Source organism: [Pantoea] beijingensis (assembly GCF_022647505.1).
Classification (GTDB): Bacteria; Pseudomonadota; Gammaproteobacteria; order Enterobacterales; family Enterobacteriaceae; genus Erwinia; species Erwinia beijingensis.
The window spans coordinates 2,524,308-2,546,520 of record NZ_CP071409.1; the positions used below are offsets into that span (position 1 = coordinate 2,524,308).

Genomic DNA, 22,213 nt, shown 5'->3' on the forward strand with positions numbered 1-22,213 from the left:
GCCTGTAAACTATGAAGGCAACAGCGCCGGGCAAGCCCGACGCTGAACCTGTATGAATTCACAGGAGTGTACCGAAATCTATCAGGTTTTGCACCTGCCCTGTGTTATCGCGTTTTAATCACTAAGCGATTACTTTGTTTCACTTCTTCCATGACCACGTAAGTGCGCGTGTCATTCACGCCCGGCAGACGCAGCAAGGTTTCACCCAATAGTTTACGATAGGCCGACATATCTGGCACGCGCGTTTTCAACAGATAGTCAAAATCACCGGAAACAAGGTGACATTCTTGAGTTTCCTCAAGTTTTTGTACCGCGGCGTTAAATTGTTCGAACACATCTGGTGCACCACGATTCAGAGTAATCTCAACAAAAACTAACAGTGAAGCGTCCAGGTAGTGTGGGTTGAGCTGGGCGGTATAGCCAAGGATAAAGCCTTGCCGTTCCAGACGACGAACACGTTCAAGACACGGTGTTGGGGATAATCCCACCCGTTTAGAAAGTTCAACGTTCGAAATACGACCATCCTTTTGTAATTCATTCAGGATATTACGGTCGATTCTGTCGAGATCTTTACCAGGACGTTTTTTATTGTCTACCATTATTATAGTCTCTCTTAATTCCTTCCCTTAACCTGCCATCCCCTGAACAACATCACTGTTACAGGGTTCTTTGAAGTGAAGACATTGCGCCTGTTGCCCGTAAAAGCGCTCACGTGTTATGGCGCATGTTGTCTGTCCGGACCATGCGTCATTACCAATGACAGGCTGAGTTTATTCGGGAAAAAAACGCGTAACATGGCATCAAACCCTGCTGTGGCATCCCAAAAACCCTCTGCTTCTTACAATGTTTTCGCAAAAGCGCAGCCGATTGTCAAAGTAAAACAAACAAAATCAGTACAACATGCCAAATCGCTGGCTGCATAACTGTTTTTTAATGGATATTTTTGCTTTTATTCTTTCGGGTAAACGTACGATTGTGGCCGCTGCAGCGAAAACCCATCACTCATCGGCAAAAGCTCTTACAGTGATTGCTAACAAAACTGCGGAATACTTTTTTTGCGACGCTAAATTCCATACAATCTCTAATCATGTTTGCCAGTTAACCAATGAGGATCTCATGAGCACGGCCAAACACAGTAAACTATTAATTCTGGGCTCTGGCCCGGCGGGCTATACTGCCGCAGTGTACGCCGCGCGCGCTAACCTGAATCCAGTATTGATTACCGGCCTGGAGAAAGGCGGTCAGTTAACCACAACCACTGACGTCGAAAACTGGCCTGGCGATCCCAGCGAATTGACCGGCCCATTGCTGATGGAACGCATGCATGAGCATGCTGTTAAATTCAATACGGAAATTATTTTCGATCACATCCACACCGTAGACCTGCAAAACAGACCATTCCGTCTAACAGGTGATAGCGGCGAATATACCGCTGACGCGTTAATTATTGCGACGGGTGCATCGGCTCGCTATTTGGGTCTGCCTTCAGAAGAAGCATTTAAAGGCAAAGGCGTTTCCGCTTGTGCCACATGTGATGGATTTTTCTATCGCAATCAAAAAGTTGCAGTTATTGGTGGCGGAAACACTGCGGTTGAAGAAGCCCTGTATCTGGCTAATATTGCCGCTGAAGTCCACTTAATCCATCGTCGCGACAGCTTTCGTGCAGAGAAGATCCTAATCGATCGTCTAATGGAAAAAGTGAAAAATGGCAATATCGTGTTACATACTGACCGTACCCTGGAAGAAGTCCTGGGCGATCAGATGGGTGTCACCGGTGTTCGGTTACGTTCGGTTCATGAGCAAGAACATACCGAGCAGCTTGACGTAGCCGGACTATTTGTTGCCATCGGCCACAGCCCTAATACAGCTATTTTTAACGGCCAATTAGCGCTGGAAAATGGATATATCAAAGTGCAGTCCGGTATCCAGGGCAACGCAACGCAAACCAGTATTCCTGGCGTGTTTGCCGCAGGCGACGTGATGGATCATATCTATCGTCAGGCAATTACCTCGGCCGGTACTGGCTGTATGGCTGCGCTGGATGCGGAGCGTTACCTTGACGGCCTGGTTAAAAACGATAAGTAACTTGTTAATAACTTGATCGAAATTAGCTCTGGCGACTGTTGAACAGTCGCCTTTTTATTATCTGCGCTGTAACATTGCCTGCGCCTGCTGCTTGGGTCATTCATGTGGCATTGCCGATCGGCTGCCAGTTTCGTTTTTTCGACAAGAACGGCATTTGATGAATAAAACGCGTCAACAAGAACTCACCCGCTGGCTGAAGCAACAAAGCGTGTATGCGCGTCGTTGGCTAAGGTTCTCTTTTCTGCTTGGCCTGGCGGCAGCGCTACTGATTATTTTGCAGGCATGGCTGCTGGCATCATTACTGCATAATCTGATCGTGCTGCAATTGCCTCGCGCCAGTCTGATCCCTGATGTTCTCTCTTTACTGCTCTGCTTCGTTGGTCGTGCCATTATTGCCTGGCTACGTGAGCGCTGTGGTTTTTATGCCGGCAAGATTATCCGCCGCACGCTACGTAAAGCAGTGCTCGATCGACTGGACGCACTCGGCCCTGCCTGGATCCAGGGAAAACCAGCCGGAAGTTGGGCCACGCTGCTATTAGAGCAAATAGAAGAGATGCAGGATTACTATGCGCGCTATTTACCGCAGATGACGCTGGCAGTGTTAATTCCCTGCTTTATATTGATCGCTATTTTTCCTGTTAACTGGGCTGCCGGGCTTATTTTACTGGCAACTGCGCCGCTAATTCCGCTGTTTATGGCCCTGGTGGGAATGGGGGCTGCCGACGCAAACCGACGTAATTTCCTTGCTCTTTCACGTCTTAGCGGTCACTTCCTCGATCGCCTACGTGGGATGGAGACATTGCGCCTCTTTCATCGCGCTGACGCAGAGACTGAAAGTATTCGCCAGGCCTCGGAGAGTTTTCGCCGCCGCACCATGGAAGTGCTGCGTCTCGCTTTTCTTTCATCTGCCGTTTTAGAGTTTTTTGCCTCAATTTCCATCGCCATTGTGGCGGTCTATTTTGGTTTTTCCTATTTGGGTGAACTGGATTTCGGTCATTACGGAAATAGCGTTACCCTGTTCGCCGGTTTCCTTGTCCTGATCCTCGCTCCTGAATTTTTTCAACCTTTGCGCGATTTAGGTACTTTCTATCATGCAAAGGCGCAGGCGGTTGGCGCAGCAGATGCATTGCACACTTTCCTGAAACAGAGTGACGATCGCGTTATGCAGCGGGGTGTTCAACCTTTCCCGGAGGCCCCGACATTAAGCATTGTGGCACATGAACTCACAATCTTGTCACCGTCTGGTGCAACGCTCGCCGGCCCGCTAAGTTTTACACTCGGAGAGAGGAAACGCATTGCATTGGTCGGACAGAGCGGAGCCGGGAAAACCTCGCTACTCAATGTACTGCTGGGTTTTCTTCCTTATCAGGGGTCGTTGACCATAAATGGCATTGAACTGCGCGACATTTCCCCCGAAAGCTGGCAACAGCGACTGGCATGGGTCGGACAAAATCCTCATCTCCCTGCACGGACGCTACGGGATAATCTGACAGGCGGTACAGCGGGTGATATCAGCCTGAACAACGCGTTGCAACAAGCCAGCGTTGATGAGTTTCTGCCCCGCCTGCCGGAAGGACTTGATACAGAATTGGGAGAGGATGCGGCTCGTCTTTCGGTCGGCCAGGCACAGCGTGTGGCGGTTGCCAGAGCATTGCTCAAGCCCGCACAACTTCTGCTGCTTGACGAGCCGGCAGCGAGTCTTGACGCCGATAGCGAGCAACGCGTGATGTTTGCATTGCAGCAGGCTTCTTACCAACAAACCACGTTATTGGTCACGCATCAATTGCACCAGCTCGCACTTTGGGATGAAATTTGGGTCATGCGTGATGGTTTGTTGATCCAGCAGGGGCACTATGACGAATTGTCCGCCGCTCGCGGACCTTTTGCCAGTTTGCTGGCCCAGCGTCAGGGAGAAATCGAATAATGAAAGCCCTCCTTCCTTTTTTAAAACTATACCGCCGCCATACCTGGCTGCTGGCATTGGGCGTGATACTCGCCGCGGTCACCCTGCTGGCCAGCATCGGCTTATTAACCCTTTCTGGCTGGTTCCTTGCAGCATCATCATTGGCAGGTATCGCTGGCCTCTATAGCTTTAATTATATGCTGCCGGCTGCCGGCGTACGTGGTGCGGCAATCACGCGCACCGCCGCACGCTATTTCGAGCGTTTAGTCAGCCACGATGGTACTTTCCGGGTGTTACAGCATTTGCGCGTATTTACTTTCAGTAAGTTGCTACCGCTCTCGCCCGCGGGGATCGCCCACTTTCGTAAGGGTGAACTTCTTAATCGTCTGGTTGCTGATGTCGACACGCTCGATCATCTCTATCTGCGCGTTATTTCCCCGCTGATTGGGGCATTTACGGTAATTGTGGTCGTGACTTTTGGCCTGAGCTGGCTCGATATAAACCTGGCGCTCACGTTGGGGAGTATTTTATTGCTTACGCTACTGTTTTTGCCTCCACTATTCTATCGAGCCGGGCAACCTGCCGGTGCGGCAATAACTCAACTTCGCGGCCAGTATCGTTTGCAGCTAACCCGCTGGCTGCAGGGCCATGCCGAGCTGAATATTTATGGCAGCGCGCAGGATTTTCGTCGTCAGTTAGAGAATTCTGAACAGCAGTGGCAGCAAGCTCAGCAACGGCAGGCCAACCTGACCGGATTGTCACAGAGCGTGATGATGCTTATTAGTGGTGCCACTGTTATCCTGCTGCTATGGCTGAGTGCGGGAGGCGTCGGTAATTTTGCATCTCCGGGGGCGTTCATCGCGCTATTTGTTTTTTGTACGCTCGCCGCCTTTGAAGCACTGGCCCCCGTTAGCGCTGCGTTTCAACATTTAGGTCAGGTTGTGGCATCCGCGCTACGCGTGTCGCAGATTATCGATCAACAACCCGATGTTGTTTTCCCCGATCGCCATACAACGGTTTCGCCCGGCGCTGCGGTGCAGCTTACTGATGTCAGTTTCCGCTACGAGCATACAGTTGAACCGGCTATTCAGCATCTTTCATTGACCGTCGCCACGGGTGAAAAAATTGTGTTACTCGGACCTACCGGCTGTGGTAAATCAACGTTGCTCCAATTACTCACCCGAGCATGGAACGTACAAAGCGGCAGTATTCAGCTCAATGGCGTAGCGTTGCCGCAATGGGATGAAACCTCGCTACGCGCGCGTATCAGCGTTGTTAGCCAGCGCGTCCATCTGTTCAGCCAGACGCTACGGGATAATTTACGCCTCGCCGCACCGGACGCTGACGATAGCAAACTGGAAGAGATACTGCGCCAGGTGGGACTGAATAAGTTACTGGATAACGCTGAGGGATTGAATGCATGGATGGGGGAAGGCGGCCGTCAACTTTCCGGTGGTGAATTACGGCGGTTGGGCCTGGCACGCGCGCTGCTGCATAGCGGTGAGTTACTACTCCTGGACGAACCGACAGAAGGGTTAGATGCAGAAACTGAACATCATATTCTGGCTCTCCTTGCTAAGCTGACCGCCCAAAAAACGGTTGTGATGGTAACACATCGACTGCAGAGCCTTGACACGTTTGATCATATTTATGTGATGGATCAAGGCACGATTATTGAGCATGGCAATCACCTGCAATTGCTTGAGGCCCGGGGGCGCTATTGGCATTTTCATCAACGTTTGGCGTTATAATTTTTTTGCCAGAACACCTGGATCTGGCAAGCGCGTATAATCAATGTCATCCGGACATCTGCCATGCCCGTGTTATCACCGTCAGGGAATAACCCACTATGCGATTGATTCAGCTATCCCGCGAATCACTAAATTTTCCTCCACCAGAAATGGCGTTGAGAGAGCCTAATGGCCTGCTCGCTATCGGTGGCGATCTTAGCCCTTCTCGTCTACTGGCAGCTTATCAGCGAGGGATTTTTCCATGGTTTTCCGCAGGCGATCCTATTCTGTGGTGGTCACCTGATCCGCGCGCCGTGCTGCTACCCGAAACATTTCACCTGAGCCGCAGCATGAAGCGCTTTCATCAACGTTCACCTTATCGTGTGACACTTAATCAGGCATTTAAGACAGTCATCGATGGCTGCGCCAGCGAACGCGATGAGGGGACCTGGATTACACCAGAAGTAAAACATGCCTGGCTCAGGCTATTTGAAATGGGTAAAGCGCAGTCGATAGAGGTATGGCAGGATGATGAAGTCGTTGGCGGTATGTATGGCCTGGCATTGGGGCAAGTATTTTGTGGCGAATCCATGTTCAGCCGCCGTGAAAATGCATCTAAAACAGCGTTGCTGGTTTTTAGCCGCTATTTCCATCAAAACGGTGGGCGCCTGATTGATTGCCAGATTTTAAACCCACACACTGCCTCACTCGGTGCGCAAGAGGTTTCACGCGCGGTCTATCTTAATAGCTTGCAGATGCTGGGGCAGCAGTCCGTTGCAGAAGATTGCTGGCAAGTCAAAACGCTTTTTTGACGTCAGTAAACGATGTTTTCCGCGCAATTGCTGATAAGAGTGGTATAATATGCGCGTTTGGTATGTCGTCCGCACTTTGCACCCACCACGCAGGCAGTTTGAATTTGGGCAGCGCGGAAAATCTGCACGAAATGCGTGAGGATTTCGTGCTCTGTGCAGGTTCAAAATAGCAAGTAAAATAGCCCTAATGGGACAGGCTCTTAACCCGCTATTGCCCCCGCTGACGTCATCATCACACCCAATATTTACGCTCTCGTTTCTCACTGCGCATTATGCGTAAAGTGCTAACGAACGCTGGTGAAATCACCAACAATTCTTTACATAATACTTGAAATTCGGCATTATCTTGCCGGTTCAAAACTAAGGTAGTCCACCCAGAGGATTCGATGGCCAAAGAAGACAATATTGAAATGCAGGGTACCGTACTTGATACGTTACCTAACACCATGTTCCGCGTAGAGTTGGAAAACGGTCACGTGGTTACCGCTCATATCTCCGGTAAAATGCGCAAAAACTATATCCGCATCCTGACGGGCGACAAAGTCACTGTAGAGCTGACCCCGTACGACCTGAGCAAAGGCCGCATTGTCTTCCGTAGTCGCTAATTTGCCCTATTCCGTGTCAGTGCCCACAGGCAATTGGCGCTCATAAAAAAAGGCCGGATAATTATCCGGCCTTTTTCATTACGTTATCTGTTCACCCTTTTTCAGAATGAAGCTCAGGATGTAATCTATGCCAGCCAGGCAAAGGCGCCTTACCCGCACGCCATTTGCCATCTGCTGTACGCGATAACTTAATGCACCGTTCCTTCCGTTTTACGCTTCTGCGCGCTCAGGAAGTGATAGGTCAGTTGGTTGCTCTCTTTATCAAGCGCAACCGAAACCGAGCCACCATCTACCAACGAGCCAAAGAGTAATTCATTTGCCAGCGGTTTTTTCAAGTTTTCCTGCACGGTCCGTGCCATTGGGCGTGCGCCCATCGCTTTGTCGTATCCTTTCTCAGCCAGCCAGTCTCGCGCTTCATCACTGACCTCCAGTGATACACCCTTCGCATCCAGCTGTGCCTGCAGTTCGACAATAAATTTATCAACCACCTGATGGATAACTTCCTGCGACAGATGCTTGAACCAAATAATATTATCGAGGCGGTTACGGAATTCAGGCGTAAAGATCTTTTTGATCTCTTCCATTGCGTCAGTACTATTGTCCTGCTGAATCAGGCCAATAGATTTACGTTCGGTTTCACGCACGCCAGCGTTGGTGGTCATCACCAGCACCACGTTGCGGAAGTCCGCTTTGCGGCCATTGTTATCGGTCAGCATGCCGTTATCCATCACCTGCAGCAACAGGTTGAACACGTCCGGGTGCGCTTTTTCAATTTCATCCAGCAGCACAACCGCATGTGGATGCTTGATCACCGCATCAGTCAGCAAACCACCCTGATCAAAACCAACATAGCCCGGAGGTGCACCGATTAAACGGCTCACCGTATGACGTTCCATATATTCCGACATATCAAAGCGCAGCAATTCAATACCCAACGCTTTCGCCAGTTGAACCGTGACTTCAGTTTTACCGACACCAGTCGGGCCTGCAAACAGGAAAGAACCAACCGGCTTCCGATCCTGGCCCAGCCCTGCACGGCTCATTTTGATCGCCTCGGTCAACGCCTCAATAGCATTATCCTGGCCAAACACCAGCATTTTCAGGCGATCGCCCAGTGTCTTAAGCGTATCGCGATCGGTTGCCGAGACACTCTTCTCTGGTATACGCGCAATACGCGCTACCACAGTTTCAATGTCCGCAACGTTAACGGTTTTCTTGCGTTTACTAACCGGCATCAGGCGGCTGCGGGCACCGGCTTCATCAATCACGTCAATCGCCTTATCAGGCAAATGACGATCGTTGATATATTTCACCGCCAACTCAACCGCTGCGCGAACCGCTTTCGCGGTGTAGCGCACGTCGTGGTGTGCTTCATATTTGGTTTTCAGGCCATTGAGAATCTGCACAGTTTCATCAATCGACGGTTCAGTGATATCGATTTTCTGAAAACGACGTGCCAGCGCACGATCTTTCTCAAAGATATTGCTGAATTCCTGATATGTAGTTGAGCCCATCACGCGAATTTTGCCACTCGACAACAGAGGTTTAATCAAATTCGCCGCATCCACCTGCCCGCCGGAAGCCGCACCAGCGCCAATGATGGTATGGATCTCATCAATAAACAGAATGCTGTTGGTATCCTGCTCAAGCTGCTTCAGTAACGCTTTAAAGCGTTTCTCGAAGTCGCCCCGGTATTTAGTACCGGCAAGCAACGAACCGATATCCAGTGAGTAGATGGTGCAATCTTTGATGATTTCAGGCACATCCCCTTGCACGATACGCCAGGCAAGACCTTCCGCAATCGCGGTTTTACCGACACCGGACTCGCCCACCAACAGCGGGTTGTTTTTACGACGACGGCACAGTACCTGAATCGCACGCTCCAGTTCTCTGTCACGCCCGATAAGCGGGTCGATACCGCCGACGCGAGCAAGCTGATTAAGGTTGGTGGTGAAGTTTTCCATACGCTCCTCCCCGCCCGCTTGCTCTTCGTTTACCGGATTTTCTGCGCCAGGCGCCTGACTTGACTCATCTTTACGCGTACCGTGGGAAATAAAATTCACCACATCCAGACGACTCACTTCATGCTTCCGCAGTAAATAAGCCGCCTGTGATTCCTGTTCGCTGAAAATAGCCACCAACACGTTCGCGCCAGACACTTCACTGCGTCCGGACGACTGCACGTGGAAAACCGCACGCTGCAGTACGCGCTGGAAGCTGAGCGTAGGCTGTGTGTCGCGCTCCTCTTCACTGGCAGGCAGCACCGGTGTCGTTTGTTCGATGAAGGCTTCGAGTTCCTGTCGCAGAGCAACAATGTCCACCGTACAGGCTTCCAGTGCCTCTCTCGCCGACGGGTTGCTGAGCAAAGCCAGCAACAGATGCTCGACGGTCATAAACTCATGACGGTGCTCACGCGCTCTGGCGAAAGCCATATTTAAACTGAGTTCCAGTTCTTGATTGAGCATTAGGCACCTCCCCCAATTATTGCCCTACGGACCGCTCCCGAATGGCGCGGAAAACCGATCAGGCTTCTTCCAGCGTACATAGCAACGGATGCTCATGATCTTTCGCATAACGATTCACATGTGCGACTTTGGTCTCAGCAACTTCAGCGGTAAATACTCCACAAATTGCTCTCCCCTGGTAGTGAATCGCAAGCATCAGTTGCGTTGCACGTTCAACATCATAAGAAAAGAACTTTTGCAGAACGTCAATAACAAATTCCATAGGCGTATAATCATCATTGTTCAGTATAACTTTATACATCGAGGGTGGCTTTAACCCCTCACGCAGTTTATCTTCTGCAAGATGCTCAAAGTTAAGCCAATCGTTAGTATTTCCCATAGTAATCCGTCGTTATTGTGCATTACGTTCTGGCAGCAGATTAGCATGCCCTGCATTAAGTTTAACACGCCCGGCCATCTGGCCTGCGTGAGTGAAAATTTATCCCATTTTTCCTATACGCGACCTTCATCACAAAATTCTCAATAGCGTTAACTGCTTCAAATTTTTATGATTTCATCTCCATCCGAGGCCGCCGATTGCTTGACGCTAAGACCATTTTATCTACATTGTACAGGCATAAGCTGAATGAGTTTTAAGCAGCTTGGGCTAAAAGTCAGATTACCTCACTCACTCATATAAAATGTCTTGCGAGGGATGTAGAAGCATGGAGACGGGTACTGTTAAATGGTTCAATAATGCCAAAGGCTTCGGCTTTATCTGTCCAGTTGGTGGCGGCGAAGATATCTTTGCTCACTACTCTACCATTCAGATGGATGGTTACAGAACGTTGAAAGCCGGGCAACAAGTCCAGTTTGATGTGCATGAGGGGCCTAAAGGTAACCATGCCAGCCTCATCGTCCCAGTAGAAATGGCCGCCACAGTCAATGCCTGACCCTTTCTCTCTTCATTCTGTACAACCTTACCCAAAAATGCCAGCTGCACCTGCTGGCATTTTTATAACTCAATCATGCTGACGTTTAATTAAATTGGGCTGCTTTTATCCTTTTCAAGTCCCTGAGTTAATCCGCCTGACCACGTGCAAGTTCCAGCACGCGTTTAAACATATTACGCATAACGGAAGGTATTGATTCCGTTCCGCGCTGTGCCGCCTCCAGCGCGACGGCAATTGCCAGCTCAGGCTTGGATGAGCGCTGTATCGCTTTCGCGATGATGCGCCGTAGATTCATCGGAACACCCGCAGGTAATTGTGCCATACGGTGATAAACATTACTGAAGCCGTGCTTATACAGAAAGTGCTCCATATCCAGTGCCGGCAACATCGTTAAGTGCAGCGACTCATCCTCTGAAAGATGGTTTAACATGCTGCGTGCGGTCGCCGCATACTTTTTCCCGGCGTCGTCGCCATCGGTAAGCACATGCCATTCAATTCCCATACGCTGTGCGAACTTAAGTAAAGGCCGTAGGCCAGACTGAGCAAATTCAATGACTTTTATGCCCTCGGCTTCAAAATGATAACCACACTGCCTGGCGAGTTCGTTCATCACCCAAACTTCGGTTTCGCCTTCGACCAATAACCAGCAGCGAGCGAACAATGACGACGGGCGGCTAAAACGGATGTGAAAAGCGATACGGCGGCTATCTTCCGCGCTCATGCCGCCCGGGCCAATACGCCAGCTTGCCACACGTTGCGACTCGCGCACCAGGCGGCATACTTGCTCAACCGGCACCTGCGATAGCAGCTCGGCAGAATTAGTGGTAATGACTTTCTGGATCGGCAATAGCGTGAGTAAACCCCATGCAACTGAAAGCATAATCGGGTGCAGTCGCGTCTCTGGATCTTCCACCAGTAATAAAGGTCTTGCATTGGGATCAAGCGCGGTTTCACCACGCGCACGGGCCAGCAGGGTAAACATACGAAGCAAGATTAGCTGACGGCTGCGGCTATCCGCATCGGCAATCAATTGATTAAGCGTATTGAGGTGTTGCCATCCCTGATTGAGTTCACGCGCCTGGGGGGTCATTCGTCCGTTCAGCACTGACTGCTCAGGTTGCTGTAATGAAAAATAGTGAGCCAGCAACTGCTGCATCGTTTTTAATCCTTCCTGCAGCGCGTGGTCGGTGAGATTTTGTGGTCGGGTGATCAACTCTCGCGTCAGGTTTTCCAACTGCCCGGCGAAGGCTCTCATATCCGGGATGTTCTTGTACGCCTCATCAGCATCAGCGCGTCCCCGCCGTGTGAAACGAGCATCGCGCAAGCGTAACACCGGCTGCAACCGGACCAGCGCGACGCCCGCATGCTCCGCGCATTCGTGCGCGATAACGGCGTTGCTGTCGTCGATAAAATCGCGGAGGGTGGTAACCGGGCTACCGGGCTGCCACTCTCCGGTGATGCACCAGCGCAACCGATAAAGCGCGCGCTCACCACGTCGCCAGAAGGGCAACAACGCCTGATAAGGCGACATAAGACGTTCATCGAGTTCACTTTCACAAAAAGTAAAGACTATCTGCACATGGTGCTCGCGCTCATGCTGGTTACCCGGCGGGAAATGAAAGTCATGCAGTGTAAAGCGATAAAGCGTATCCCCCGGTGTTAGCAACAACGTCAACGCATCCAGCAAGCTCGATTTACCCCAGGCATTTTCACCAATCAGCAGATTGTTATCTTCCAGTGCCAGCGATAATCGATTGATCCCCCGGAACCCAACAATATTGATATTTTCCAGAAACATAAGCGACCTTCTCCGCGACTTTACTTGAGGATGATCGTTACCCGCCGATCGGTCAAGCTGCAAACATGAACAATGCTTTACTCAACGGTTATTTTTAGCTAGCGTTGCCACACTTTTGCTTAAGGGACTAACGGCCACAATGTATTCAGGATTACTCATCATTCTTCTGCCACTGGTCATGGGATATCTTGTTCCCTCCCGGGGCCCCGCGCTGTTGCGATTAGTCAACCAGCTATTAAGCAGCATGGTCTACGTTATTCTGTTTTTTATGGGCATTGGGCTCGCTTTTCTGGATAACCTTAGCCGCAATTTGTTGGCGATACTTCATTACTCGGCGGTCAGCGTTATTTGCATTATGACTTGTAGCCTGCTGGCTCTGGCCTTACTCGAAAAACGCCGTCCCTGGCATCATCCACACAAGAAGGAAAAGTTACCCTCACGAATACATATGGCGCTGGACTCACTGAAACTTTGCGGCGTATTAGTGAGTGGTTTTCTGTTAGGACTGAGCGATTGGGCGCCGCTGCATTTTGCCCCGCGCGCCAGTGAATACGCGCTCTATTTCCTACTGTTTCTGGTGGGACTCCAGCTGCGCGGTAGCGGTATGTCCCTGCGTCAAATTCTGCTTAATCGTCGCGGTACACTGGTGGCGATGGTCGCCTGTTTTGGCGCCTTGACGGGCGGATTGTTAACGGCACTGCTGCTTGGCTTACCGCTAAAGACCGGTTTAGCCATAGCCTCTGGTTTTGGTTGGTATTCACTCTCCGGTATTATGATGACGGAGGCCTTTGGCCCGGTGATTGGCAGCGCGGCTTTTTTTAGCGATCTCATACGTGAACTGCTGGCTATTATGCTAATTCCTGGCTTGATACAGACGCATCGCTCCATGGCACTTGGCATCAGCGGCGCAACCTCAATGGATTTTACGCTGCCAGTATTGCAACGCAGTGGCGGTATTGAAATCGTTCCTGCCGCTATCGTACATGGCTTTATACTTAGTCTGCTGGCTCCCTTGCTCATCGCTTTATTCTCCACTTAACCTTAAGGGATTTGAGCAAGATCAAAGCTCATCGTGTTTTTTGCAGTAACCGCTTTCGCTCGTTAGCTCTTTCGCTTTAAAGTTGCATTACAAATACAACTTTAAAGGACAACACGATGTTTTGTATTCAATGTGAGCAAACAATTCGTACTCCCACCGGAAGTGGTTGTTCTTACGCACAAGGAATGTGTGGTAAAACGGCGGAAACGTCCGACTTACAGGATTTATTGATCGCTGTACTGCAAGGGCTTTCCGCCTGGGCTTTAGAAGCACGGCGTCACGGCATAATCATTCATGATATTGACAGCTTTGCACCCAGAGCTTTTTTTGCCACCCTGACGAATGTGAATTTTGATTCACAGCGCATCATCAACTATGCCCACACTGCGGTTCATTACCGCCAACAACTTCAGGCCCGCTGTCGTGAGATCGCCCCTTCCGCTTCTCTTGCCCATCCGTTGGCGGATCTGGCACTTAATAGCCGTGATATACAGACATTACAGCAGCAGGCAGCGGACTATGCGCTGAATCGCGGCGAAGATAATAATGATATTCTCGGCGTACGTCTGCTGTGCTTATATGGCCTAAAAGGCGCAGCGGCCTATATGGAACACGCCCATGTGCATGGCCGTTATGACAATGCCATTTACCAGCAATACCACGAGATTATGGCCTGGTTAGGTACGCAGCCTGATGAGCTGAATGAGCTACTGGAAAGGGCCATGCAAATTGGCAAAATGAATTTCGCCATTATGGCCATGCTGGACGAGGCGCAAACCACAACGTATGGCAACCCGATCCCCGTATCGGTCAACGTTCGCCCCGTTGCTGGTAAAGCCATTTTGATTTCTGGCCACGACTTGAAAGATTTGCAACTGTTGCTGGAACAAACTGCCGGTAGCGGTATTAACGTCTACACACACGGCGAAATGTTGCCGGCTCACGGTTATCCCGAGCTAAAAAAATATTCGCACCTCGTGGGTAATTACGGCAGTGGCTGGCAAAACCAACAGGAAGAGTTCGCTCGTTTTCCTGGCCCAATTGTGATGACATCAAACTGCATTATTAATCCGTTTGCAGGCGATTATCAGACGCGGATCTGGACACGCAGTATCGTCGGTTGGCCGGGTGTCAATCATCTACCAGATGATAACTTTACCCCTGTTATTGAACAAGCACACAGCCTGCCCGGCTTCCCATGGAGCGAGATCCCCCACAACATCACCGTGGGATTTGGCCGCAAAGTGTTACAGGATGCCTGCGACACTCTGATCGATTTGGTCGCGCAGAAAAAATTACGACATGTTTTTCTGATTGGCGGCTGCGATGGCAGCCGCGAGCAGCGTAGTTATTTCACCGACCTCGCCACCGCCGTTCCCAACGATTGCCTGATCCTGACGTTGGCCTGTGGAAAATACCGCTTTAACAAACTCGATTTTGGCACGCTTGAGGGGCTACCACGCCTTCTGGATGTAGGGCAATGCAACGACAGCTATGCCGCCATCATGCTGGCAGTGAAACTGGCCGAAAAACTGAAGTGTGGCGTTAACGAGCTGCCTTTGTCGCTGATACTCTCCTGGTTTGAGCAAAAAGCGATTGTGGTACTGCTGACGTTGCTGTCCCTCGGAGTGAAAAATATTCGAACTGGCCCAACCGCCCCTGCTTTCCTCAGTGAAAATGTCATGGCGCTGCTGCAACGCGAATTTGGTTTACAACCCGTCACCGGCGTTGAAAACGATCTCGACACTATTTTGCTGCACTAAGGAGACGACAATGCCATCTCATTCTCTTTGCCCGTGGCGTATGCAGGTTCACCACATACAGCAGGAAACCCCTGATGTCTGGACCCTCTCGCTAATTAATCATGATTTTTATTGCTGGCAAGCCGGTCAGTTTGCGCTGGTAAAAGTTGCAAAATCTGATCGGTTACGTGCCTATACCTTGTCATCAACCCCAGGTCAGAGTGAGTTTATCACGCTGACCGTACGCCACATTAACGGCGGGAAGGGCTCCGGCTGGCTCACGCAGGAAATTAAAGTTGGTGATTACATCTGGCTATCCGATCCTCAGGGCGAATTTACCTGTGAAAAACATCCATCAAGTCACTATTTGATGCTATCTGCCGGCTGCGGCATCACCCCCATTATGTCAATGTGCCGCTGGTTACATCATCATCACCAGGAAAGCAGTGTTAAGCTCATTTACTGCATCCGCTCACGGCGTGATGCGATATTTTATCAGCAACTGATTGCGCTACAGCCCTGGCTCGATCTGACATTTATCATGGAGGATGAACCCACAGAGGCCCTGCCAGAAGGAAGGTTGACGCAACGCTACCTCAATATACAGGTGCCTGATATAGCCAAACGTACCGTCATGATTTGTGGCCCACAGGTCTGGATGGAGCAGGTAGAGGGCTTCTCTCGTTCGCTTGGCGCAAACGAAATATGGCAGGAGCGGTTTACACCCGTCGCCACTGATGCGATCGACGAGGATGGCGAATCTTACTCGTTGCGCTCATCAACACATCCGCGCGCTGTTTCTTTTCCTGCCGGCGCAACGCTGCTGGCCGCGATGGAAAAAAATCATCTGCCTGTCGAGAGTGCCTGCCGCTCTGGCGTCTGCGGCTGCTGTAAAACTCAAGTCGTGCGTGGCGAGTATAAAACGCAAAGTACACAAACCCTGACTCATGAAGAGATCGCCGCGGGCTACGTGCTGGCATGCAGTTGCATACCGGCCAGTGATATCGAACTGGCCTAATCGGCTGGGTGCGAGGTCTACACCGGCCTCGCACAGGCAACACCTCGTTTTCTGACTTCTCGACTATGCTTTTTGTGACGCAATAAGCGAAATAACACCTTGCGGATGATGGACACAGATACGGCACATCCACCACTGCAGCCTGAAGGATGACCTCTCTTTCACGCGAGGGGAACGATAGCTTTCTGCACGAAAAAGGAGTCAGAAGTATGAAACAAACTGTAGCTGCCCTGGTCGCAAAAACATTAGAAAGCGCGGGTGTAAAACGCATTTGGGGCGTAACCGGCGATTCACTCAACGGGTTAAGCGACAGCCTGAACCGTATGGGCACCATTGAATGGATGCCGACCCGCCATGAGGAGGTTGCTGCCTTTGCAGCCGGGGCTGAGGCCCATATCAGTGGAGAGTTAGCTGTGTGTGCGGGCTCCTGCGGGCCAGGTAACCTGCATTTGATTAACGGTCTGTTTGATTGTCATCGTAACCACGTACCCGTACTGGCGATTGCCGCTCATATACCCTCCAGTGAGATCGGCAGTGGTTATTTCCAGGAAACCCATCCAACTGAACTGTTTCGCGAATGTAGCCATTACTGTGAACTCGTCACTAATCCCGAGCAACTTCCTCAAGTTTTGGGTATCGCGATGCGCAAAGCTATTTTGAACCGAGGCGTTTCCGTTGTGGTGTTACCGGGCGATGTCGCACTAAAACCTGCGCCAGAAGATGCAACCTCTAACTGGTATCCACCTCAGCACCCGATTATTCAACCTAACCAAAGTGAGCTTGCCAGGCTGGCACATGTCCTGAATGAAGCCCGCAATATTACATTAATGTGCGGCAGCGGCTGCGCAGATGCGCACGATGAGGTGGTGCAACTGGCTGCCACGTTAAAAGCCCCGGTGGTGCATGCGCTGCGGGGAAAAGAACATATTGAATATGACAATCCCTACAGCGTGGGCATGACCGGACTGATCGGCTTTTCATCGGGCTACCATGCGATGATGAACGCCGATACGCTGGTATTACTCGGCACGCAATTTCCCTACCGTGCTTTTTATCCAGCCGATGCACATATCATTCAGATCGACATCAACCCCGGCAGTATTGGCGCACACTGCCACGTTGATATGGCGTTAATAGGCGATGTTAAAAGCACGCTGACGGCGCTGTTACCGCAGCTTGAAAACAAAGTTGAACGTGATTTCCTGGATAAAGCGCTGGAACATTATGCAGATGCGCGCAAAGGACTTGATGATTTAGCAACCGCCAATGATAAGCAGGCGATCCACCCGCAATATCTTGCACAGCAGATCAGCCACTACGCCAGCGATGATGCCATATTTACCTGTGATGTCGGTACGCCAACGGTATGGGCAGCGCGTTATCTGAAAATGAATGGTAAACGACGCCTGCTAGGCTCGTTCAGCCACGGTTCTATGGCCAATGCGATGCCGCAGGCGCTGGGCGCGCAGTCACTCAATCGTCAGCGGCAAGTCATTTCACTCAGTGGTGACGGTGGTTTCACAATGCTGATGGGCGATTTCCTTTCGGTAGCACAGCTTAAGTTACCGATAAAGATCGTGGTATTTAATAACAGTGTGTTGGGATTTGTCTCAATGGAAATGAAGGCTGGCGGCTACCTGACCGACGGGACTGAACTGGAGAATCCAGATTTTGCCGCTATTGCGCAAGCCTGTGGCGTCAAAGGCATTCGCGTAGAGAAAGCCTCTGAACTCAACGGCGCGCTGGAAGAGATGTTCGCGCACGAGGGGCCAGTCCTACTGGATGTCATCACCGCGACGGAAGAGTTAGCAATGCCGCCACAAATTAAAATGGAACAGGCAAAAGGATTCAGTCTTTATATGCTACGCGCGATTATCAGCGGGCGCGGCGATGAAGTGGTTGAACTGGCGAAAACCAACTGGCTACGGTAAAACTGTACTCAGCCATATTGCCAATTTATCCGGAGCGCGCGCTCACGCGTTACCAGCAATCTGACGATCCGTTTTTATTTTTGGGCGCTGCGGCGCCCGTTTTGATCAGGAGAAGCTCAGTGATTGATTTACGCAGTGACACAGTAACCCGTCCAGATGCCGCGATGCTGGCAGCAATGATGTCGGCGGAAACGGGCGATGATGTCTATGGTGATGACCCAACAGTGAACGCGCTTGAAGCTGAAGCCGCTCGATTAAGCGGGAAAGAGGCCGCGCTGTTTCTTCCCTCAGGTACTCAAGCAAATCTTGTCGCCTTACTCAGCCATTGCCAGCGCGGTGAGGAATATATCGTTGGCCAGCAGGCCCATAATTACAAATATGAAGCCGGTGGGGCAGCAGTACTTGGCAGCATCCAGCCTCAACCGATTGATGCTTCGGCGGATGGCACTTTACCGTTGGATGTGGTGGCATCGGTGATTAAACCTGACGATATACACTTCGCCCGAACCAAACTACTTAGTATTGAAAACACCCATAACGGCAAAGTATTACCACTGGCGTGGCTTCAGCAGGCGTGGGAATTCACTCGTGAACGTCAGTTAGCGCTGCATATAGATGGCGCACGTATTTTTAATGCGGCTGTTGCGCTGAATGTGCCACTGGAGTCCATTAGCCGTTACTGCGATACCCTGACTATCTGCCTGTCAAAAGGGCTTGGCGCGCCGGTAGGCTCAATACTCTGCGGGCCCGCCACCTACATTCAGCAGGCCCGCCGCTGGCGAAAAATGACCGGTGGAGGCATGCGCCAGGCAGGCATTCTTGCGGCTGCCGGGTTATACGCACTGGCGAACAATGTTACACGATTAAAAGAGGATCATGACAATGCTGCATGGCTGGCAGCCGAGCTGGAGGGTATTGGCGCGGAGGTTTTGCGTCAGGATACCAATATGCTATTCATTCGCATGTCCGGGCAAAAAGCAGTCTTACTGAAAAGCTATATGAAACAGCGAGGTATTCTGATTTCTACCGGCGCGATTACCCGTTTAGTCACGCATCTTGACGTTGATCGTCATGCGCTGGAAACACTGGTTTCACACTGGAAGGCTTTTACCGCAGCCTGATGCTATCAGGCAGTGACAGCAGTGCCGGACGCTATATTCTTGTAGGATATTTTTCCAACAGCGCCTCAGCAATGGCTTCGGTTTCTGCATCCGGCAGACCACGGTAGTCCGCCGGACGGAAATGCATCTGAAATGCAGCGATCACTTTTTGCTGCTGCCGCGGCGTCATATCTGGCGTGACGTCGTAGCCATAACGCGCCAGCACGTCGAGTACATCCGCCACCGGCACGCTCTCTCCAGGGGCACGTCCATTGAGCCAAAACTGCACCCTATCAGCATCAGGCCAGGCACCGATGCCCGCATCAGCTAGTTGTTGCCAGGGGAACAGCGGGCCAGGATCCTGTTTGCGCTGTGGCGCAATATCGCTGTGACCGACAATATTCGATGGTTCGATGCCGTAGCGCGCGACAATATCCGGGATCAATCGTTGCAGTACGGCAATTTGTTGGGCGGTAAAAGGTGCCCAGCGCACCCCTTCCATTGTACGGTAGTAGCCATCATTGACAATTTCAATGCCGATAGAAGTGTCGTTGATACGAGTGGCTCCGCGCCAGAAACTAGGCCCGGCATGCCATGCCAACTGCGCTTCCGGCACCAATTGCCAGATGCGTGGAACGCCAGATTTCTTTGGTTGCTGTTGTGCCGGGATCAAATAATGTGCGCTAACCTGACGCGCGGTCAGCGTGGAAAGCGAGGAAGGAAAATCCTCAGCGGTGTAGTGGATCACCAACATTTTAATGCGCGGTCTGGCGCCGAAGGCCTCTTGACGCCGATCCACTTCGTAGCCTTTATGTTGTTCGATTCCCTTTGTACCGCAAGCGGTGAGCAACATCACCGCGATAAGAAGCCAATAGCGCATCAGCGTATTTTTACGGCTGTGCCGCTTACGCTGACCATCAGCATACTACTGTCTTTGCCGACGGTTTCATAATCAATATCAATGCCGACGATGGCATCAGCGCCCAGCGCTTTGGCCTGTTCTTCCATCTCTTCAAACGCTACCAGACGTGCTTTGCGCAGCTCTTTTTCATAGGCACCCGATCGACCGCCGACGATATCGCGGATACCGGCAAAGAAGTCGCGAAATATATTAGCACCGAGAATCGCTTCTCCCGTGACAACACCGCAATACTCGGTAATAGGTTGCCCTTCCAGCGTGGGGGTTGTTGATAGTTTCATCGTGTTCTCCTTTTCCGAATTGTCGGTAAGTATATCCTAAGTAGCACAATTTACCGCAAGGCCGCCGGGCCTAATCGCTGTGCGCAGCCAGCAAACGCATCCCGATGAGCTTACACCTGTAAGTGATTCGGGGGCGTGCGCGCAGCCAACGCAGAGGTAGCAGCAGATTGAAGGCAGCCAAAATAGCTGGCGTTGCATCAAGGCGGCCAGCAAACGCATCCCGATGAACTTACACCTGTAAGTGATTCGGGGGCGTGCGCGCAGCCAACGCAGAGGTAGCGTCAGATATGAAGGCTATAGCTCTTGCGAACAAAAACCATGGCTATACTTTATGCTAAAAACACACCTTGCCTGATAACAATAAGGAAATAGAGATGAAAAACAAAGCGTTTGCCGCACTACTACCGGCTGCGTTACTGCTGAGCGCCTGCACGACGGTGGAGCCTGTTTATAAGGATATTGGTAGCCGCGTGTCACCTTGTGTTGATGGCGGCCCCGATAGCGTGGCGCAACAATTTTACGATTTGCGCACTAAGCAGCCGACTCAAGGCCTGCCGAATGCGGAGTTACTGGCAAAGTATCGCCCTTATCTCAGTGATGCGCTCTATCAAAAATTACTTAAAGCGACCTCGGCAAATGATAAGGTCGCTTCGTTACATCAGAACGATCTTTTCTCCAGCCTGCCTCAGGGACCGACGTCAGCAAAAGTGGCTGATGCCTCGACGATCCCCAATACCGATGCGCGTAATATCCCATTACGCGTTAGCCTGAGCCGCTCGGGTGACAAAACTGTAAAATGGCACGACGAAGTGCTAATGGTGCGTGAAGGCCACTGCTGGGCGATAGACGATGTGCGCTACGTTGCCAGCTGGCAACGTCCTGATGGGGGTTCGCTAAGCCAGGTACTGGAGAAATAGTTCCCTCGCGGGGCCGCCGTTAAAAAGCGGCGCGCTCCAGCGTACGATAAAAACCTCCCTGAGCCCCTCTCATCCCTTGACGGCGCTATCTTGTGCTACGCTTTACGCATATTAACGTTCAGATGTAAATTTTAACGCACGATGATTGCATAGCTATGCTGTCAACGTTAAGATTTGCGACATCAATTGCTATTCAGTTTACGCGCATGAGTATTCAACTAAACAATATAAATTGCTTTTACGGTGCTCATCAGGCGCTGTTTGATATTCAACTCGAATGCCCTGAAGGTGAGACACTGGTGCTACTCGGCCCAAGTGGCGCCGGTAAGAGCTCACTTCTGCGCGTGTTAAATCTACTGGAGATGCCGCGTTCCGGCACATTAAGCATTGCGGGTAATCGCTTTGACTTCCGTAAGACCCCGGCCGATAGCGCTATTCGTGAGTTGCGCCAAAACGTCGGCATGGTGTTTCAGCAATACAATCTTTGGCCCCATCTCACCGTTACGCAAAACCTGATCGAAGCTCCCTGCCGCGTTTTAGGTCTGAGTAAAGACCAGGCGCATGCGCGGGCCGATAAGCTGCTGGAGCGTCTACGCCTTACGCCGTATGCCGATCGTTTTCCGCTCCACCTCTCAGGTGGTCAGCAACAGCGCGTGGCAATTGCCCGTGCGTTGATGATGGAACCTGCCGTCCTGTTGTTTGATGAGCCGACCGCGGCACTCGATCCGGAAATCACAGCACAAATTGTCAGTATTATTCGCGAGTTGGCACAAACTAAAATCACACAGGTAATTGTGACGCATGAGGTTGAAGTTGCCCGTAAAACCGCCAGTCGCGTGGTTTATATGGAAAACGGATACGTCGTAGAACAGGGTGATGCCAGCCGCTTTACACAGCCGCAAACCGATGCGTTTGCCCACTATCTCTCGCACTGAT

Annotated in this window: 19 protein-coding genes; 13 read left to right on the plus strand and 6 right to left on the minus strand. The window is 51.1% G+C overall.

Annotated features, from left to right (window positions below; genetic code table 11):
- Nucleotides 1–104: 104 nt before the first annotated feature.
- Nucleotides 105–599, minus strand: a complete 495-nt coding sequence (gene lrp / locus J1C60_RS11405) for a leucine-responsive transcriptional regulator Lrp (RefSeq protein WP_006118610.1) — start codon at nt 597–599, stop codon at nt 105–107.
- Nucleotides 600–1,116: 517 nt separating this feature from the next.
- Between lrp and trxB the strand changes: the two genes are divergently transcribed.
- The 5 genes from trxB (at nt 1,117) to infA (ending at nt 7,135) form a co-directional block, all read left to right on the plus strand.
- A complete protein-coding gene (trxB, locus tag J1C60_RS11410) occupies nt 1,117–2,085 on the plus strand; it encodes a thioredoxin-disulfide reductase (RefSeq protein WP_128177684.1) in 969 nt (322 codons plus the stop codon).
- Nucleotides 2,086–2,242: 157 nt separating this feature from the next.
- Nucleotides 2,243–4,009 (plus strand): heme ABC transporter permease/ATP-binding protein CydD, encoded by a 1,767-nt coding sequence (gene cydD, locus J1C60_RS11415; protein ID WP_128177686.1) that lies wholly within the window; start codon nt 2,243–2,245, stop codon nt 4,007–4,009.
- Nucleotides 4,009–5,739 carry a heme ABC transporter ATP-binding protein/permease CydC gene (gene cydC / locus J1C60_RS11420; RefSeq protein WP_128177688.1) on the plus strand — a complete coding sequence of 577 codons (1,731 nt, stop codon included), beginning with the start codon at nt 4,009–4,011 and terminating at the stop codon, nt 5,737–5,739. Before cydD ends, cydC begins: the two co-directional genes overlap by 1 nt.
- 98 nt (nt 5,740–5,837) lie before the next feature.
- Nucleotides 5,838–6,530, plus strand: coding sequence for a leucyl/phenylalanyl-tRNA--protein transferase (gene aat, locus J1C60_RS11425; protein ID WP_128177689.1), 693 nt, complete (start codon nt 5,838–5,840; stop codon nt 6,528–6,530).
- Between the two features lie 386 nt (nt 6,531–6,916).
- Complete coding sequence (gene infA, locus J1C60_RS11430) at nt 6,917–7,135, plus strand: translation initiation factor IF-1 (protein ID WP_002211347.1); 219 nt, start codon at nt 6,917–6,919, stop codon at nt 7,133–7,135.
- Between the two features lie 188 nt (nt 7,136–7,323).
- On the opposite strand, the gene clpA is transcribed toward infA, so the two are convergent.
- On the minus strand, nt 7,324–9,600 hold the full coding sequence (gene clpA, locus J1C60_RS11435; protein WP_128177691.1) for an ATP-dependent Clp protease ATP-binding subunit ClpA: 2,277 nt from the start codon (nt 9,598–9,600) through the stop codon (nt 7,324–7,326).
- A 58-nt stretch (nt 9,601–9,658) separates the two neighbouring features.
- Nucleotides 9,659–9,979, minus strand: a complete 321-nt coding sequence (gene clpS, locus J1C60_RS11440) for an ATP-dependent Clp protease adapter ClpS (RefSeq protein WP_128177693.1) — start codon at nt 9,977–9,979, stop codon at nt 9,659–9,661.
- Between the two features lie 325 nt (nt 9,980–10,304).
- Here clpS and cspD point away from each other — a divergent pair, with 325 nt between their 5' ends.
- Nucleotides 10,305–10,532 (plus strand): cold shock-like protein CspD, encoded by a 228-nt coding sequence (gene cspD, locus J1C60_RS11445; RefSeq protein WP_128177695.1) that lies wholly within the window; start codon nt 10,305–10,307, stop codon nt 10,530–10,532.
- 127 nt (nt 10,533–10,659) lie between these two features.
- On the opposite strand, the gene J1C60_RS11450 is transcribed toward cspD, so the two are convergent.
- Nucleotides 10,660–12,330, minus strand: coding sequence for an ATP-dependent nuclease (locus J1C60_RS11450; RefSeq protein WP_128177696.1), 1,671 nt, complete (start codon nt 12,328–12,330; stop codon nt 10,660–10,662).
- A gap of 139 nt (nt 12,331–12,469) precedes the next feature.
- Here J1C60_RS11450 and J1C60_RS11455 point away from each other — a divergent pair, with 139 nt between their 5' ends.
- From J1C60_RS11455 to ltaE, 5 genes are all read left to right on the plus strand, one after another.
- On the plus strand, nt 12,470–13,369 hold the full coding sequence (locus J1C60_RS11455) for a LysO family transporter (protein WP_128177698.1): 900 nt from the start codon (nt 12,470–12,472) through the stop codon (nt 13,367–13,369).
- A gap of 116 nt (nt 13,370–13,485) precedes the next feature.
- Nucleotides 13,486–15,132 carry a hydroxylamine reductase gene (gene hcp / locus J1C60_RS11460; RefSeq protein WP_128177699.1) on the plus strand — a complete coding sequence of 549 codons (1,647 nt, stop codon included), beginning with the start codon at nt 13,486–13,488 and terminating at the stop codon, nt 15,130–15,132.
- A gap of 10 nt (nt 15,133–15,142) precedes the next feature.
- Nucleotides 15,143–16,129, plus strand: a complete 987-nt coding sequence (hcr, locus tag J1C60_RS11465; RefSeq protein ID WP_235859169.1) for an NADH oxidoreductase — start codon at nt 15,143–15,145, stop codon at nt 16,127–16,129.
- A 209-nt stretch (nt 16,130–16,338) separates the two neighbouring features.
- A complete protein-coding gene (poxB, locus tag J1C60_RS11470; protein ID WP_128177701.1) occupies nt 16,339–18,060 on the plus strand; it encodes a ubiquinone-dependent pyruvate dehydrogenase in 1,722 nt (573 codons plus the stop codon).
- A gap of 119 nt (nt 18,061–18,179) precedes the next feature.
- Nucleotides 18,180–19,181 carry a low-specificity L-threonine aldolase gene (gene ltaE / locus J1C60_RS11475; RefSeq protein ID WP_128177703.1) on the plus strand — a complete coding sequence of 334 codons (1,002 nt, stop codon included), beginning with the start codon at nt 18,180–18,182 and terminating at the stop codon, nt 19,179–19,181.
- 31 nt (nt 19,182–19,212) lie between these two features.
- Here the strand turns inward: ltaE and J1C60_RS11480 are convergent, their stop codons facing one another.
- Together J1C60_RS11480 and J1C60_RS11485 are read right to left on the minus strand one after the other, a co-directional pair.
- On the minus strand, nt 19,213–20,040 hold the full coding sequence (locus tag J1C60_RS11480; RefSeq protein ID WP_128177705.1) for an N-acetylmuramoyl-L-alanine amidase: 828 nt from the start codon (nt 20,038–20,040) through the stop codon (nt 19,213–19,215).
- A complete protein-coding gene (locus J1C60_RS11485) occupies nt 20,040–20,360 on the minus strand; it encodes a heavy metal-binding domain-containing protein (protein ID WP_128177707.1) in 321 nt (106 codons plus the stop codon). The genes J1C60_RS11480 and J1C60_RS11485 overlap by 1 nt, the downstream gene beginning before the upstream one ends.
- Before the next feature lie 374 nt (nt 20,361–20,734).
- On the opposite strand from J1C60_RS11485, the gene J1C60_RS11490 reads away from it, so the two are divergent.
- Together J1C60_RS11490 and artP are read left to right on the plus strand one after the other, a co-directional pair.
- A complete protein-coding gene (locus J1C60_RS11490) occupies nt 20,735–21,277 on the plus strand; it encodes a lipoprotein (protein WP_128177709.1) in 543 nt (180 codons plus the stop codon).
- Nucleotides 21,278–21,483: 206 nt separating this feature from the next.
- A complete protein-coding gene (artP, locus tag J1C60_RS11495) occupies nt 21,484–22,212 on the plus strand; it encodes an arginine ABC transporter ATP-binding protein ArtP (protein WP_128177711.1) in 729 nt (242 codons plus the stop codon).
- Nucleotide 22,213 lies beyond the last annotated feature (1 nt).